At 70.1% G+C, this 16378-nt stretch carries 9 protein-coding genes; 6 read left to right on the top strand and 3 right to left on the bottom strand.

Features of this window, described 5'->3' with window-relative positions; all coding sequences use genetic code 11:
- Positions 1–27 precede the first annotated feature (27 nt).
- Positions 28–1830: an ABC transporter ATP-binding protein gene (locus AB0M63_RS18870; protein WP_366020145.1), complete on the top strand. Its 1803-nt coding sequence runs from the start codon at positions 28–30 to the stop codon at positions 1828–1830.
- A 43-nt stretch (positions 1831–1873) separates the two neighbouring features.
- Positions 1874–2716: an endolytic transglycosylase MltG gene (gene mltG / locus AB0M63_RS18865; protein WP_355924004.1), complete on the top strand. Its 843-nt coding sequence runs from the start codon at positions 1874–1876 to the stop codon at positions 2714–2716.
- A gap of 25 nt (positions 2717–2741) precedes the next feature.
- Here the strand turns inward: mltG and AB0M63_RS18860 are convergent, their stop codons facing one another.
- Positions 2742–3818 carry an NAD(P)-binding domain-containing protein gene (locus AB0M63_RS18860; protein WP_355924006.1) on the bottom strand — a complete coding sequence of 359 codons (1077 nt, stop codon included), beginning with the start codon at positions 3816–3818 and terminating at the stop codon, positions 2742–2744.
- 163 nt (positions 3819–3981) lie between these two features.
- Between AB0M63_RS18860 and AB0M63_RS18855 the strand changes: the two genes are divergently transcribed.
- Positions 3982–4410, top strand: a complete 429-nt coding sequence (locus AB0M63_RS18855) for a secondary thiamine-phosphate synthase enzyme YjbQ (protein WP_355924008.1) — start codon at positions 3982–3984, stop codon at positions 4408–4410.
- 142 nt (positions 4411–4552) lie between these two features.
- Here the strand turns inward: AB0M63_RS18855 and AB0M63_RS18850 are convergent, their stop codons facing one another.
- Positions 4553–5020 (bottom strand): ricin-type beta-trefoil lectin domain protein, encoded by a 468-nt coding sequence (locus tag AB0M63_RS18850; protein ID WP_366020144.1) that lies wholly within the window; start codon positions 5018–5020, stop codon positions 4553–4555.
- A 148-nt stretch (positions 5021–5168) separates the two neighbouring features.
- Between AB0M63_RS18850 and AB0M63_RS18845 the strand changes: the two genes are divergently transcribed.
- Complete coding sequence (locus AB0M63_RS18845; protein ID WP_366020143.1) at positions 5169–8948, top strand: hypothetical protein; 3780 nt, start codon at positions 5169–5171, stop codon at positions 8946–8948.
- Positions 8949–9025: 77 nt separating this feature from the next.
- On the opposite strand, the gene AB0M63_RS18840 is transcribed toward AB0M63_RS18845, so the two are convergent.
- Positions 9026–13297 (bottom strand): discoidin domain-containing protein, encoded by a 4272-nt coding sequence (locus tag AB0M63_RS18840; protein WP_366020142.1) that lies wholly within the window; start codon positions 13295–13297, stop codon positions 9026–9028.
- A gap of 585 nt (positions 13298–13882) precedes the next feature.
- Here AB0M63_RS18840 and AB0M63_RS18835 point away from each other — a divergent pair.
- Complete coding sequence (locus AB0M63_RS18835) at positions 13883–15775, top strand: peptidoglycan recognition family protein (protein WP_366020384.1); 1893 nt, start codon at positions 13883–13885, stop codon at positions 15773–15775.
- 87 nt (positions 15776–15862) lie between these two features.
- Entirely contained in the window at positions 15863–16297 is a 435-nt protein-coding gene (locus AB0M63_RS18830) for an OsmC family protein (RefSeq protein ID WP_355901812.1), read from the top strand.
- Positions 16298–16378: the final 81 nt, after the last annotated feature.

Raw genomic sequence — 16378 nt, 5'->3', positions numbered from 1 at the left:
TGATCGCCTCACCATCCGTAGGAGACCATGCCCCGCGACGACATCAAATGGACCCCGTCCCCCGGCACCTCGACCGACCAGCCCCGGCAGGTGCGCCGCATCCTCAAGCTCTTCAAGCCCTACCGTGCCCGGCTCACGGTCGTCGGCCTCCTGGTCGGCGCCGCGTCCCTGGTCACCGTGGCGACCCCGTTCCTCCTGAAGGAGACGCTGGATGTCGCCATCCCGCAGGGCCGCACCGGTCTGCTGAGCCTGCTGGCGCTCGGCATGATCCTGAGCGCCGTTCTGACCAGCATCTTCGGTGTACTGCAGACCCTGATCTCCACGACGGTCGGCCAGCGTGTCATGCACGACCTGCGGACGGCGGTCTACGGCCGGCTGCAGCGCATGTCGCTCGCCTTCTTCACCCGGACCCGCACCGGCGAGGTCCAGTCCCGCATAGCCAACGACATCGGCGGCATGCAGGCCACCGTCACCTCCACGGCCACCTCCCTGGTCTCCAACCTGACCAGCGTGGTCGCCACGATCATCGCGATGATCGCCCTGGACTGGCGGCTGACCGTCGTCTCGCTGCTGCTGCTCCCGGTCTTCGTCTGGATCAGCCGCCGGGTCGGCAACGAACGCAAGAAGATCGCCACCCAACGCCAGAAGCAGATGGCCTCGATGGCCGCCACCGTCACCGAGTCGCTGTCCGTCAGCGGCATCCTGCTCGGCCGCACCATGGGCCGCTCCGACTCGCTCACCCGGTCCTTCGCCGAGGAGTCCGAGGGGCTGGTCGACCTGGAGGTCAGGTCGAACATGGCCGGGCGCTGGCGCATGGCCGTCATCTCGATCGTCATGGCGGCGATGCCCGCGGTCATCTACTGGACCGCCGGAATCGCCCTCCAGATGGGCGGCCCGGACGTCTCGATCGGCACCATCGTCGCCTTCGTCTCACTCCAGCAGGGCCTGTTCCGCCCGGCCGTGAGCCTGCTGTCGACCGGCGTCCAGATCCAGACCTCGCTGGCGCTCTTCGCGCGCATCTTCGAGTACCTCGACCTCCCGATCGACATCACCGAGCGCGAGAACGCGGTCCACCTCGACAGCATCAAGGGCGAAGTCGCCTTCCAGGACGTCGAGTTCCACTACGACACCAAGAGCGGCCCCATCCTCGACGGCATCGACATCACCGTCCCGGCCGGCAACAGCCTCGCGATCGTCGGCCCGACCGGCGCCGGAAAGTCGACCCTCGGCTATCTCGTTCCCCGGCTCTACGACGTGACGGGCGGCCGGGTCACCCTCGACGGGGTCGACGTCCGCGACCTGGACTTCGACACGCTCGCGCGTGCCGTCGGCGTGGTCTCCCAGGAGACGTACCTCTTCCACGCCTCGGTCGCCGACAACCTCCGCTTCGCCAAGCCGGACGCCACCGACGAGGAGCTGTACGCCGCGGCGCGGGCGGCGCAGATCCACGAGCACATCGCGGGCCTGCCCGACGGCTACGACACGGTCGTGGGCGAGCGCGGCCACCGGTTCTCCGGAGGCGAGAAGCAGCGGCTGGCCATCGCCCGCACCATCCTGCGCGATCCGCCGGTCCTCATCCTGGACGAGGCGACCAGTGCCCTCGACAACCGCACCGAAGCGGCCGTCCAGGACGCGATCGACGCCCTGTCGGCCAACCGCACCACGGTCACGATCGCCCACCGGCTGTCCACGATCCGCAGCGCGGACCAGATCGTCGTCCTCGATTCGGGGAAGGTGGCGGAGCGCGGCACGCACGAGGAACTGCTCGACCAGGACGGGCGGTACGCGGCCCTCGTACGCCGGGATGCCCAACTGGAACCGACAAGCTGAAGATATGCCGGGTTTGTGACGTTATGCGGGTTACCGTGCCCGCATGCAGATGAACACTCCGCCACGGAGCACGATTCGACTGACCCGCCGGGGCCGGGTCGCCCTCATCGCGACCGGGGCCGTCGTGGCCGGCACCGCCGTGGCGGTGCCGCTGCTGAGCCTGGGGAGCGAGGGGGACACTCGACCCACGTCACTGGTCATCCCGGAGGGCTGGCGTTCCGGACAGATCTACGAAGCTGTCGACAAGGTCCTCGCGCTGCCGGTCGGCACCACGAAGAAGTCGATCGCGAAAGCCGGCCTGAAGCTGCCCAACGACGCGGAGGGCAACCCCGAGGGGTATCTCTTCCCGGCGACGTATCCGCTGAAGGGGAAGGCGACACCCGAGTCGCTGCTGTCCTTCATGGTCAACACCGCGAACCGGAAGTTCAACGGCGCCCCGGTCGCCGCGGGCGCCCAGCGCAACGCGATGAACGTCTACCAGGCGGTCACCATCGCGAGCATCGTGCAGGCCGAGGCAGCGTCCAAGGCCGACATGGGGAAGGTGGCCCGGGTCATCTTCAACCGCCTCGAACGAGGCATGCCCCTCCAGATGGACTCCACCATCAACTACGCGCTCAACCGCGCCACATTGAAGACGACCACGAGCGACACCCGCCTCGACAGCCCTTACAACTCCTACCAGCGCATGGGCCTGCCCCCGACCCCGATCGACAACCCGGGCGAGGACGCGATGCGCGCCGCGATCAACCCGCCCCCGGGCGACTGGCTCTACTTCGTCACGGTCAAGCCCGGCGACACCCGCTTCGCGGCCACGTACGAGGAACACCAGCGCAATGTCGCCGAGTTCAACGCGGCCCAGAAGAAGAGCGCGTCGCCTGCGAAGTGACCGGCCCGGGGCGAGGAAGGTGAGGTCAGGCGGCGACCGGCTCCCCGGCCAGCAACCGCCTGATGTCCCGTACCGCCGCGCGTCCCGCCCGGTTCGCGCCGATCGTGCTGGCCGACGGGCCGTAGCCGACCAGATGGACGCGCGGGTCCGCGGTCACCCGGGTGCCGTCGAGGCGGATGCCGCCGCCCGGGCCGCGTAGCTTCAAAGGGGCCAGGTGGTCGATCGCGGCGCGGAAGCCGGTTGCCCACAGGATGACATCGGCGTCCACCCGCCGGCCGTCGTCCCAGGCCACACCGTCGGGGGTGATCCGGTCGAACATCGGCTGCCGGTCCAGGACGCCGTCCGCGAGGGCTTGGCGGATCGCGTCGTTGAGGGGCAGACCGGTCACGGAGACGACGCTCTTCGGGGGCAGCCCCTGCCGTACCCGTTCCTCCACCAGCGCGACGGCCGCACGTCCCAGGTCCTCGGTGAAGGGGCCCTCGCGGAAGACCGGCGGACGCCGGGTCACCCAGGTCGTCGACGCCGCGTACGGGGCCAGTTCCATCAGGTGCTGGGTGCCGGAGGCGCCGCCGCCCACCACGACCACCCGCAGCCCGGTGAACTCCTCGGGCCCGGGGTACTGCGCGGTGTGCAACTGCCGCCCCCGGAACGTCTCCTGACCCGGATAGCGCGGCCAGAACGGCCGGTCCCAGGTGCCGGTCGCGTTGATCAGCGCCCGCGTCGACCAGGTGCCGTCGGACGTCTCGACGAGCAGCCGCCCGCCCTCGCCCTCCCGGACCGCCTTCACGTCCACCGGACGCCGTACCCGAAGGTCGAAGGCCCGCTCGTAGGCGGCGAAGTAATCGGCGATCACCTCGGCGGACGGGCGGGCAGGATCGGCGTCGCTGAGTTCCATGCCCGGCAGCGCGTGCATCCCGTGCACCTTGCCGTACGTCAGCGACGGCCACCGGAACTGCCAGGCGCCGCCCGGCGCGGGCGCGTGGTCCAGCACCACGAAGTCGCGCTCCGGCTGGAAACCGGTGCGCCGCAGGTGATAGGCGCCGGCCAGTCCTGCCTGTCCGGCGCCTATGACGACCACGTCGACCTCACGGGTATTGTTCACGACTGTTCGAACAGCACCGGGGGCGTCGATCTTCCCGCGCGCTCGGCGCCCGCTGCCCGCGCCGATGTCACAAACCTCCCGACCTCGCTGACGTCGACGGCCTTCAGAAGCGGCGGGCCGGAGGTGAACGTGGGCAACCCGGCGCATGGGTCAGGATGGGAGCATGTCAGCAGCCTTCACCACCCGCGTTCTGCACGTCGCCACCGGCTCCCGGGAGCGGGTCATGGATCTGACCCGCGACTGCGAGGCCTTTCTGCGGGAGGCGGCGGCCGGCCGTGACGGCCTCCTCAACGTCTTCGTCCCGCATGCCACCGCGGGCGTCGCGATCCTCGAAACGGGCGCCGGCAGCGACGACGACCTCCTCGCCGCCCTGCACACCCTCCTCCCCGCCGACGACCGCTGGCAGCACCGCCACGGCAGCCCCGGACACGGCCGCGACCACGTCCTCCCGGCCCTCGTCCCGCCGCACGCGACCCTGCCGGTGCTGGGCGGGCGGCTGGAGCTCGGGACCTGGCAGTCCGTGTGTCTCGTCGACACGAACAGGGACAACGCCGACCGGCAGGTCCGGCTCACCTTTCTCGCGGGCTCTTGACCTCTTCGGGTGACAGCGGTCCGTTCGGCCCCTGACCTCGTACGCGGTGCGCGAGTCTCGTCGCGTGTGCGACCGACGTGAGTACCGTGCGCGAACGACCGTGGCCCGGTCCGGCACCTCATGTGCCGGACCGGGCCACCGCTCAGAAGTCCCAGCTCTGGCTCCTCGCCCCGTTGCAGCTCCAGCTCACCAGGAGCTGGCCGTTCTCAGGCCGGCCGCCCAGGATGTCGAGGCACTTGCCGTTCATCCGGCTGCGGATCTCGCTGCCGTTGCGGAACCACATCTGGTTGCTGCCGCCGGTGCAGTCCCACAGGCTCACCGAGCCCTGGTCGCTGCGGTTGAAGCCGTAGATCTCCAGGCACTTGCCGTTCATGCCGGAGCGGATCTGCTCACCGTCCCAGCGCCACTGCTGGTTGGTGTCGCCGTGGCAGTCCCACGTCACGGTGGAGGCGCCGTTCTCCTGATGGAAGCCGAAGACGTCGGCGCACCTTCCGTTCAGGTTGGACTTGAGCAGCGGTGCCGCGGCGTGTGCCGGCAGTGCCGTCACGACGGCGCCGATCGTGAGCCCGATCGCCGCCAGCAGCGGCACCAGTTGTTTCAGAGCCCTCATGTTGTCCCTCCGTATGGTCGGTGCGCGGTTGCGCTGACTCATGGCTATCCGGCGCGGGTTGTCCGGCGCCGGGCCGTCGACGCCGGACATCAACAGCCGGACAACCAGGGCGCGTCGGGGCCTTGGAAAGGCTCGGGAGGGGAACCGCGTGCCACGTGCCGAACGTCCGCTTGACCTGGACAGCGGTCCGCTGACGAGCTTCGCGGCCGACCTGCGGCGACTGCGTGAGAAGGCGGGCGGGCCGCCGTACCGCACCATGGCGAAGACGGCGCACTATTCGTCCACGACGCTGTCCGACGCGGCCGGCGGGCGCACGTTTCCGAGCCTGAGCGTCACGCTCGCGTACGTCGAGGCGTGCCAGGGCGACCGCCGCGTGTGGGAGTCCCGTTGGCACACGACCGCCGCCGAGATCGCCGCGAGTGCGCAGGACGAGGGGCCCGGGGAAACCAGCGGGACGTGCACGCCGTACGCCGGGCTCTCGGCGTTCCAACCGGAGGACGCCGACCGGTTCTTCGGGCGCGAGCGGCTGACCGACGAGGTGCTCGCGAGAGTGCGTGACCGCCGGTTCCTCGCCGTCTTCGGGCCGTCCGGATCGGGGAAGTCCTCGCTGCTGCGGGCAGGGCTCGTCGCCCGTGCGCGGGCAGCCGGCCGGCCGGTGATGCTCCTCACGCCGGGCCCCCACCCCCTGGAGGAGTGCGCCGTCCGGCTGGCCGCGATGACGGGCGAGGCGCCCGGCGCCCTCGTCGCCGAACTGCGCGACGATCCCGAGGCGTTGCACCTGCGGATCCGGCAGGCCGTGATCGATCGCGCACCGGACGTCGACACCCTCATCGTGGCCGACCAGTTCGAGGAGGTCTTCACCCTCTGCCGCGACCGGGACGAACGCGACGCGTTCATCGCCCAGTTGATCGCCGCCACCACCGCGCCGACCAGCCGGACCCGGGTGGTGCTCGGCGTGCGCGCCGATTTCTACGGCCACTGCGTCCAGGAACCCCGGCTGGTCGAGGCGATGCGCGACGCGCAGCTCGCCGTGGGCCCCATGAGCAGCCAGGAACTGCGCGAGGCGATCACCCGGCCGGCCCGACTCGCCGGCTGCACGGTGACCGGTCCACTGCTGGCGGCGGTGGTCGCGGACGCGACCGGTCAGCCGGGCGCGCTGCCCCTGGTCTCGCACGCGATGGTGGAGACCTGGCGCCGCCGCAGCGGCAACCGCCTCACGCTGGACGGATACCTGGCGGCCGGCGGCATCCAGCACGCGCTCGCGCGGACCGCCGAGACCGCCTACCGGGAGTTGACGCCGGTGCGCCAGGAACTCGCCAGATCGCTGTTCCTCCGGCTGACGGCACTCGGCGACGGCACCGAGGACACCAGACGCCGCGTCACCCCGGACGAGCTGGACCCGGGCCCCGACACCGCCTTCGTGCTCGAACACCTCGCCCGGCAACGGCTGGTGACGCTGGACGAGAGATACGTCGAGATCACCCACGAGGCGATCATCCGGTGCTGGCCGAGGCTGCGCGGCTGGCTGACCGAGGACCGCGAGCGGCTGCTCCTGCACCGGCAGCTCACCGAGGCCACCGCCGACTGGCAGGCGCACGACCGCGATCCGCACGCCCTGTGGCGGGGTGCCCGCCTCGCCGCCGCACTGGACCTGGCCGCCGCGGACGGCGGCCGACTGACGTCCAGGGAACGGAGTTTCCTCGACGCGAGCAGCGACGCACAGGCCGGCGAAATGGCGGCGGTCAGACGGCGGACCGTCCGACTGCGCCAACTGGTCACGCTGCTCACCGTGTTGGTGATCACCGCCGTCGCCACCGGCGTACTGGCCGTCGACTCGCGCGACGCGGCCGTCCAGCAGCGCAACGTGGCCGTCGCGCGCAAGGTCGCCACGGACGCGACCGAGCTACGGCAGCAGAACCCGGCGCTGGCCGCACAGTTGAACCTGGCCGCGTACCGGCTGGCGCCCACGGCCGACGTCCGCGATCAGCTCATGAACACCTTCGCGACGCCGTACACGAGCCGCCTCACCGGCCACACCTCCGACGTTGTCTCGATCTCCTTCGCCCCGCGCGGCAGGGTCCTGGCCACCGCGAGCTGGGACCACACGGTCCGGATCTGGGACGTCAACAACCCGCACCGCCCGGCCCAGTTGGCGGTCCTCAAGCAGCCGTGGCGACTGTGGTCGGTCGCGTTCGGGCAGGGCGGCCGCGTGCTGGCGACGGCGAGCGAACGGTCGGTGCGGCTGTGGGACGTGACCGACCGACGGGCGCCCGTCGCGCTGAGCACGCTGCCGGAGGTGTCCGCCGCGCCGACGTGGGTGGCGTTCCGGCCCGACGGCGACATCGTCGCCACCGGCCACACCGACGGGGCGACACGGCTGTGGAACGTGCGGGATCCCCGGCGGCCTCGGCGACTTGCCACCCTCAACGGCCATGCCCGCGCGGTGACTTCGGCGGCCTTCAGCCCGGACGGCCGTACGCTCGCGACGACCGGCGACACCACCGCCAGGCTGTGGGACGTCACCGATCCCGCGACTCCGCGCCTGCTCGACGTGCTGCGCGGACACACCGACACGGTGACCTCGGTGGCGTTCGGCCCGGACGGCCGGACCGTGGCGACCGGCAGTTGGGACCACACCGCACGGATCTGGCAGGTCGGTGGCGGCCCTCGGAGGCGACGACCGACCGTCGTGTCCGGCCATACGGCGATCGTCTGGTCGGTCGCGTTCAGCCCCGACGGACGCACTCTCGTCTCGGTCGGCGGGTCCACCCTGTTCTGGGACGTCACCGAACCGGACCGCCCGAGGCGCGTCAGCGCGCTTCCCGGTGGGGCCTACCAGGCCGCGTTCAGCCCGGACGGCCGGGTGCTCGCCGACGCCGACCGGTTGTTGGACCTGCGGGACCTGTCCCTGGGGACCCACGACGACGTCGTCACGTCCCTCGCGTTCGCCCCTGGCGGCCAGATGCTCGCCAGCGCCGGCTGGGACGGCACCGCACGGCTGTGGCAGGTCGCCGGCGGCCGGGCCCTGTGGCCGTTGGCGGTCCTGCGCGGGCACACCGGGTTCGTCCGGTCCGTGGCCTTCAGCCCGGACGGGCGCACCCTCGTCACCGCGAGCGAGGACACCACCGTCCGCGTCTGGGACGTGACCGCACCACGCAGACCGCGCCTCAGATCCGTCCTCCGCTGCGAAGCCGGTGAGGTCGCGGGGGCCCGCTTCGGGCCCGGCGGCCGACTGCTGGTCGTGTGGGCGCAGCACGGGGCCGGACTGTGGGACCTGGCCGACCCCGGCCGCCCCCGCCCACTGAGCCGGCTCGCCGACGGCGGACCGGAGGTCACCATGGCGTCGTTCCGGCCCGACGGCCGCACGCTGGTGACGAGCACGGGCAACGTCGGCTCCCTGCGGTTCTGGGACATCGGGCAATCGCGCGAACCCCGCGAACTCCCTTCCCCGTTGCGGTCCTTCCCCCTCACCGACGGCATGTTCAGCCCCGACAACCGCCACCTGGCAGCGGTCCACCGCCCCGACCGGACGGTCTGGCTGATCGACATCGGCGACCTCGGCCGCCCGCCGAAGGCGGCGCGGCTCCGGGCGTCCGGCTCCTGGCTCTACGCACTGGCCTTCTCCGAGGACGGCCGCCGACTGGCCGCCGGAGCCGCCGACGGCAAGGCCCTGCTGTGGACCGTAGGCGCTACGACCGCTCCCGCCATCCTCTCGGGCCACGCGAACCCGGTACCGGCCGTGGCGTTCGGCCCGCACGGCGACACCCTGGCCACCGGCGGCAACGACTTCACGATCCGCCTGTGGGACATCCACCTGGACCGGGTCGCCGCCCGCATCTGCGACAGCGCGTACCCGAGGATCACCAGAGCCGAATGGGCTCGCTACTTCACGGGGACGGACTTCGACCCGCCCTGTCCCGCCGTGTGACAGTGCCGGCGTCGCAGCGGAAGCGGGGCCGCCCCGACGATCGAGGACGGCCCCGCTTCATGTCGTGCTCCCGGGAGTTACTGGACGTTGATCGTGAAGGTGGACGTGGTGTTGCGGATGTCCTGGGCGTTGCCGCTCATCCGCAGGTTGACGAAGGTGGCCGAGCCGACGGCCGGTCCCTGACCGGGTTCGGGCAACTCGTTGGCCCAGATGCCGAATCCGGACTTGGCGTCGAACGCGTCCCCGCTCTTCTTGGAGTTGGTGATGGAGATGTCGGTGAAGATCGTGTCCTTCACCGGGAACTGCGGTTGTCCGCCTACGTAGTTGGTCTGGAACATCACTCCTCCGTAGGTGGAGTCGTCGATGTCCACGTCGTTGACCCGGATGCCCTGGAAGACCTTCGAGGCCGAGAACGCCCAGATGGCGGGGAAGACCTGCGAGCCCCAGAAGTGGCCGCCGGTTCTGTCCAGGGAGACGTTCTCGATCGTCGTCGGATCGGTCCCGAAGCCGTTCATCGGGTAGCCGAAGTCCAGCGAGGAGATGGTGATGCCGGAGTAGACCAGGGTGTCGGCGACGCGGATGTTGCGGAAGGTGTTGTCGAAGCCGCCGTAGACGGCGATACCGGCCGCACGCCAGGTGAGGGTCGACGTCAGGTTCTCGTAGAGGTTGTTCTTCTCGTCGGCGCCGCCCGCGTCGATCGCCGAGAAGAGCGCGAAGCTGTCGTCGCCCGTGGCCCGGGCGTCGTTGTTGACCACGTGGTTGTCCGTGGAGCCGTTCGTCATGTTGATGCCGTCGGCGAATGTGTCCCGGATGCGGGAGTTCTTGATGGTCATGCTGTCGGTGTTGGCGCCCCAGTAGAGGCACACCATGTGCTCGACCCAGATGTCGTCGATGGTGATGCCCGAGACGTTGGAGAAGTCGAACACCTTGCCCGGACCGTCGATCCGGGACGTGTAGTTGCCGAAGTAGGCGAACCCGGTGAACGACGAGCCGTTGGCGGTCGCCTCGGCCCGGAAGCCGATGTCGGTGTTCTCCTGCGAGGCTGGCGCGTGGAAGCGGGTGAACCACGACCCGGCTCCCAGGACCTTGACCGCCTTGCCGTAGACCTGGAACTTGCTTGAGGTCTCGTAGTCACCGGCGGGCAGGTAGACACCGACGAGCTTGCCCGTGGTGTCCATGCGGACCTTGTCGAGCGCGTTCTGCACGTCCTGCTGGGAGAAGCCGGCCGGGACCGTGTAGGCGGCCGGGTCCGGGTTGGGGACGGCCGTCGCCTGTTCGAGGTTGATGAAGTCGACGGCGTAGGTGGAGGTGTTGGCCGCGTCCTTCTGGAGGCGGATCTTGGAGCCGGCCGGGACGGTCCTGCCGAGAAGGACGTTCGCCTCGTCGTAGATGTGACGCGGGGCTCCGGCGCTCGGGGAGTTGCCGGGCGCGGTCTCGTTGCCGTACAGCCAGGCGTACTTGGAGGTGAGGTCGATGGCCTTGAGGAACTGGCCGTCGACGTAGATGTCGAGTGTGGTGTCGGTGCCGTCGGGGATCTCGAAGCGGGTGACCAGGGTGTCGGTCGCCGCGCGGGTGGTCCATTCGACGTACTGGCCCGTCGAGTTGAGGGTCACCGCCTTGCGGCCGCTGGCCTCGCCGGCGATGTCGCCGATCGTGCGGTTGGGGCCGACGACCTTCGCGCCGCCGCCTACCGTGCCGTCCTCTGCCTCGTACATGTCGTAGGGCATGTCGGCGCCGCGGCCGACGAACAGGGCTTGCGCGGTGGTGTTGTTGGTCCGTTTGACCGGCAGTTCGTTGGCGTCGTCCGCGATGACCGTCTTGACGGTGTACTTGCCGTTGGCGGCCGTCCATGAGCCGAGGCTGACGGGAGCGGTCGTCTGGCCGGAGGCGATGGTGCCGCTGTAGGAACCGGTGAGTGTCTTGACGGTCGCGCCGTTGGAGTCCAGGAGCGTGAGAGTGACGCCGTGGGTGCCGGAGGCCGAGTCCGTCGTCCCCTGGTTCTTGATGGCCACGGTGAAGGTGACGTTGTCGCCCGCCGAGGCACTGGACGGGGTCCAGGCGACCGGTGCGGCGACCAGGTCGGAGCTGGAGACCGGCTTGACGACGAGGGCGTCGGAGCGGGTGAAGACGTTGTTCGCCTCGTTCTGCTCGATGACCTTGTTCGACGGGTCCACCTCGGCGCCGACCGGGTAACTGCCCGCGTCCCGGGCGCCGATGCTCGCGGTGACGGTTGTCGAGGCGCCGGCCGCGAGGACCGGGACGTCGGCGGTGGCGGCCTTGGTGCCGCCGAGCGTGAAGTTCAGGTCGGTGGCCTTGGACGCCTTGCTGCCGCTGTTGGTGACGGTCGCCGTCAGGCTGATGGCGTCCGACTCGACCGGTGCGGCGGGGGAGTTGGTGATGCCGGTGACCTTGAGATCCGGGTTGGCGGCCGGGGTGCCGATCACCTGGAGCTCGGCCACTTGCGCGCCCGGGGCTCCGGTGTTGGAGGCGAACTTGAGCTGGATGTCGGCCGCCGCGCCGGAGACCGGGATGGTCACCGTGTTGCCGCTCGACGGGTTGAACGTGTAGTCCTTCGCCGCGGCGAGACTCGTGAACGCGGTCGCGTCCTGGTCGCGGCCGAGCACCTGGATGTTCTGGGTGCGCGTGGACCAGGCGGCGTCAGGGTTGAGCTTGACGACGACCTGGCTCAGGTCGGCGTTGGCACCCAGCTTGGTGGTGAGGGTGGCCGGGTAGGCGCCTCCCCCGCTCTCCCAATAGGTGCTCACCTGGCCGTCGTTGGCGTTCGCGGCGACATAGGTGAAGGTGTACGAGGAGGCCTCGATGGGCTTGCCCTGGGCGAGGTCGGATCCGGAACCGTTGCCGGCCCGGGTGACGCTGTTGCTCGCCACCGACACGTTCCCGGCGGCGTCCTCGGCCTTCACGTAGTAGGTGACCGTGGCCGTCGGCGACGGGGTGTCGGTGTACGAAGTGACGTCACCGGCAACGGACTTGACGAGCTGGTCGTTGGCGTACACGTCGTAGCCGGTCACCTGGACGTTGTCGCTCGACGCCTGCCAGGTGAGCTTCACGTCGCTGCCCGACTGCGTGTAGGCGAGGTTGCCCGGCGCGGTCGGGGCCTGGGTGTCGCCGCTCGCTCCCTTGCGGGTGACGCTGTTGCTGTTGGCGGAGACATTGCCCGCCGCGTCCTTGGCCCGCACGAAGTAGGTGATGTCGCTGCCGGCCGGCTGGGTGTCCGTGTAGGTCAGGACGTTCCCGGCGACGCTCGCCCTCAACTGCCCGTTGGCGTAGACGTCGTAGCCGGTGACGGCCGTGTCGTCGGTGGCCGCGCTCCACGTCAGCTTGATCTGACCGGTGGCCGGCTCGGTGTAGGCCAGATTGGCCGGTGCGGTGGGTGCCTGGGCGTCGCCGGTCGCCGGGCCGTAGACCTCCAGCTCGGACGCCTGCCCGGCGGGCCAGCCGGTGTTGGCGGTGAACAGCGCGCGCACGTACCGCGTGGTGGTCGTGTCGAAGCTGATGGTCGCCGACTGGTCGGTGGAACTGTCGAAGGTGTACGCCTTCGAGGCCGTCAGGTCGGTGAAGTTCTGGTTGTCGGTCGAGCCCTGGACCTTGAAGGTCTGACTGCGGCTCGGCCAGCCACTGGGGAGCCGCAGCGCCACCTGGTTGACCTTCACCGACGAGCCGAGATCGACCTGGAGCCACTGCGGGAAGGCGTTGTTGGTGCTCTCCCAGTAGGTGTCGCGGTTGCCGTCACCGGCGTTGGCCGCGCCGTAGACATCGGCGTGCCCGCTCTCGCTGAAAGGCTTGCCCTGGGCGAGGTTGGGGGTCGAGGCGGCGGTCGTGAGGACCTGCATCTCGCCGAGCTGGGCGGTGCCGGCGACCGAGTTGGCGCTGAAGTCGGCCCGGACGTACCGGGCGAGGGTCGCGGGGACCGAGATCTTCACCGTGTTGTCGTCGCCGGGGCTGAAGACGTACTGCGTCGACGACTTGAGGGTGGCGAAGCTCTTTCCGTCGGCGCTGCCCTGCAGCGCCAGCGTCTGCTTGCGGGTCTGCCAGCCCTCGGGCAGCCGCAGCACGACCTGACGGACGCGCTTGCTCCGCCCGAGGTCGGTCTGGACCCACTGGGCGGACTTCTTTCCGGCCTGCCAGTAGGTGTCGAGGTCGCCGTCCGTGATGTTCGCGGCGGCATGCGTGCCACGGGTGCTGCCGGCCGAAGTCCTGGCGTCGGCGGCGGCGTTGGGGCCACCGGCCGCGTGCGCGGCGACGGCGGGCAGGCCCAGCACCATGACGGCGGAGGCGAGTGCGGCGGTCGCTGCGCGCCGCCCGGGGGATCTCTGCTTGTGACGAGTCATGCGAGGTCGCTTCCTGCGGAGGCTCGCGCGCCGGTGGGGCGGCGAGGGCGGCTCATTCCTGGCGGAGTGGTGCAGAAAGGTGCAGGACGATCAAGGTGAGGCAGGATTTTGCGTTGATTCATCGAAATATTGCAGAGCTGGATGGGATGGTCTACGGCTTGAGCGACACAATTTTCACCAGAAGCGCCCATGACCGGGTAGTGGCGGGGTGTGCGCTTCTTCTGAACCGTTGAGACGCGACCGCAAGTGGGCGCAAGTCGCGCAAATTCTTGCGCGATCTGACTGCGGATTTCGTCGCGTGTGGGAGGTGCAGCCCCTGCGAGTGCGTTCCTGATGTGTCGTCAGTGAGCTTGCGTCCAGGGCCCGTTGGGAGATCCGCAGATGGGCCCCAACTCCGTTGCCCCGCACGGGTTTTACCGGACCTTGGGCGACACGCCCGGACCGGACGTCGACGTGACCGGGGTGAGTGGCAACCTGGGGGAGATCTCGACTCGTGTGTCGGTCGGGGGAGTTGTGAACCATCGGGACAACACGTACAAGGGACATGCCTTGCAGCAATCCTCAAGCAGAAGATCCCCCCGGAGACTGTTGGCCGGAATCCTCGCCGGCGGCACCGTGGCCGCGGGATGTTTCGCCGTTCTGCCGTCGACGGCACAGGCGGCCCAGACCCCCGCCGCCGACCGGCAGTCCTCCTTCGCCGACGCGGCGAAGGAGTTCGGCGTACCGCTGCCCGTACTCCTGGCCGTGTCGTACCAGGAGTCCCAGTGGGACGACCACGACGGGCAGTACAACACCTCCGGCGGATACGGCCCGATGAACCTGACGGACGTCACCGCCACGATGGTGTCGGGTGGTGCGGCGGGCGCCGCGGGCCGTGGTGACCTCGCCGAGCTGACCTCGGACCCGGCCCTGCACACCCTTGACGCGGCGGCCGAACTCACCCACATCTCCGCGGCGAAGCTGCGCACCGACGACCGCGCGAACATCCGGGCCGGTGCCGCGCTACTCGCCTCGTACCAGCGGGAGTTGACGAAGGAGAAGACTGCCGGCACGACGTCCGGCGATCCTGCCGACTGGTACGGGGCGGTCGCCAAGTACAGCCAGTCCTCGGACCGGAAGGCCGCGCAGCTCTTCGCCGACCGGGTCTTCAAGACCGTTTCCTCGGGCGCCGCTCGCACCACCGTCGACGGACAGCGCGTCCGCCTCGCGGCGCAGCGGGCGGTCCATCCCGAGACGCAGCAGTTGTCCGAACTGAAGCTGAAGACCGCCGCGACGGCCACCGACACGGAGTGCCCGCCCACGGTGGACTGCACGTTCCTCGCCGCGGCCGCCTCCAACGGGCAGGTCGCGGGCCGGCCGGGCGACGGTGTGCAGATCAAGTACATCGTGCTGCACGACACCGAGTCGTCGTACGACTCAGCGATCAAGATCTTCCAGACGGCCGGTTCCGGCGACTCGGCGCACTACGTCATGCGGGCCTCGGACGGGGCCGTGACCCAGATGACGCCCACCAAGGACATCGCGTTCCACGCCGGCAACTACTGGTTCAACATGCACTCGATCGGCATCGAGCACGAGGGCTATGCCGCGCACGGGGCCACCTGGTACTCGCAGACGCAGTACCAGGCGACGGCCGACCTGGTGAAGTACCTCGCCGCGAGGTTCGACATCCCGCTCGACCGCGAGCACATCATCGGCCACGACAACGTGCCCGGCCCGCAGGACAGTTACATCACCGGCATGCACTGGGACCCCGGCCCCTACTGGGACTGGACGGCCTTCATGAGCATGGTCGCCCCGGCGCGGACGGCCCGTGCGCAGAGCGCCGCCCGGCACACCCCGACGGTGGGCTCGGCGGTCACCATCAGCCCCAGGTTCTCCACCAACCAGCAGACCGTCCAGGTCTGTCCGGCCGACGACCCCACGGGCGCCACCACCGCGTGCACCGACCAGACCGAGCCGTCGAACTTCCTGCCCGTGCGCACCGCCCCCAGCGCTGACGCGCCCCTGTTCGCCGACCCCGCCATCCACCCCGGCGCGAGCGCGGGCACCGACTCCATCCACGACTGGGGCAGCACCGTCGCGGCGGGCCAGCAGTTCGTGGTCGCCGACGTCCAGGGCGACTGGACCGCCATCTGGTTCAGCGGCGCGAAGGTGTGGTTCTACAACCCCGGCGGCGTCAACACCTGCGCCGCGCCCGGTGTCACCGTCGTGCACTCCGGTGACCAGGCCGCGACCCTGTACGGCTCCGGCTACCCGCAGGCGTCGGAGTACCCGTCCGGCCTGTCCCCGTCCACGCAGAAGCCCCTGACCCTCTACACCTTCCCGGCGGGCCAGGCCTACGTGGCCACCCAACCGCCGGTCAGCGCCGACGACTTCTTCGTCTCGGGCGACACCTATGTCACCGGCGCGGCCAAGTACTACACCATCCAGTACAACCACCGGGTCGTCCTGGTCGACGCCTCACAGGTCTCCTGAACAGGCCGGTGCGGGCAGCACGGTCACGTCCTGCCCGCACCGGACGACGACGGGCGTCCGGTGGGGCTCTCTGGGAAGATCGCCACCATGAGCGAAAACTCCCTGCGCCTCGTCACCGTCGACCGCACCGGCCCCGGCCGGTTCACCGCGACCAACGCCCGCGGCGGCACCGTCGACTTCGGCACCGCGTCCGAGGGCTCCACCGAGTTCACCCCCGTCGAGCTGCTGCTCGCCGCGATCGGGGGGTGCACCGCGGCCGACGTCGACGTCGCCACCACCCGGCACACGGAGCCGGACGGGTTCACCGTCACCGTGACCGGCAACAAGGTCACCGACGAACTCGGCAACCGCCTGACCGACCTGGCGGTCACCTTCGCCGTGACCTTCCCGGACGGCGAGGCCGGGGACCGGGCCCGCGCCATCCTGCCCCGGGCGGTCACCGTCTCCCACGACCGGCTGTGCACCGTCAGCCGCACGATCGAGACCGGCACACCCGTCACCGCGACGATCAAGGACGCCTGACCCCACCGGTCCGTTCTCTGCGGGCCGATGACAAGGCGTTCACCGGGCGCTGCGTTCTTGTGAGCACCACCTGAACCGGTG

It is taken from the genome of Streptomyces sp. NPDC051576 (assembly GCF_040681835.1).
GTDB lineage: Bacteria > Actinomycetota > Actinomycetes > Streptomycetales > Streptomycetaceae > Streptomyces.
Note: the sequence above shows the minus strand (reverse complement) of the source record. Positions and strands in the feature narration are given on the sequence as shown.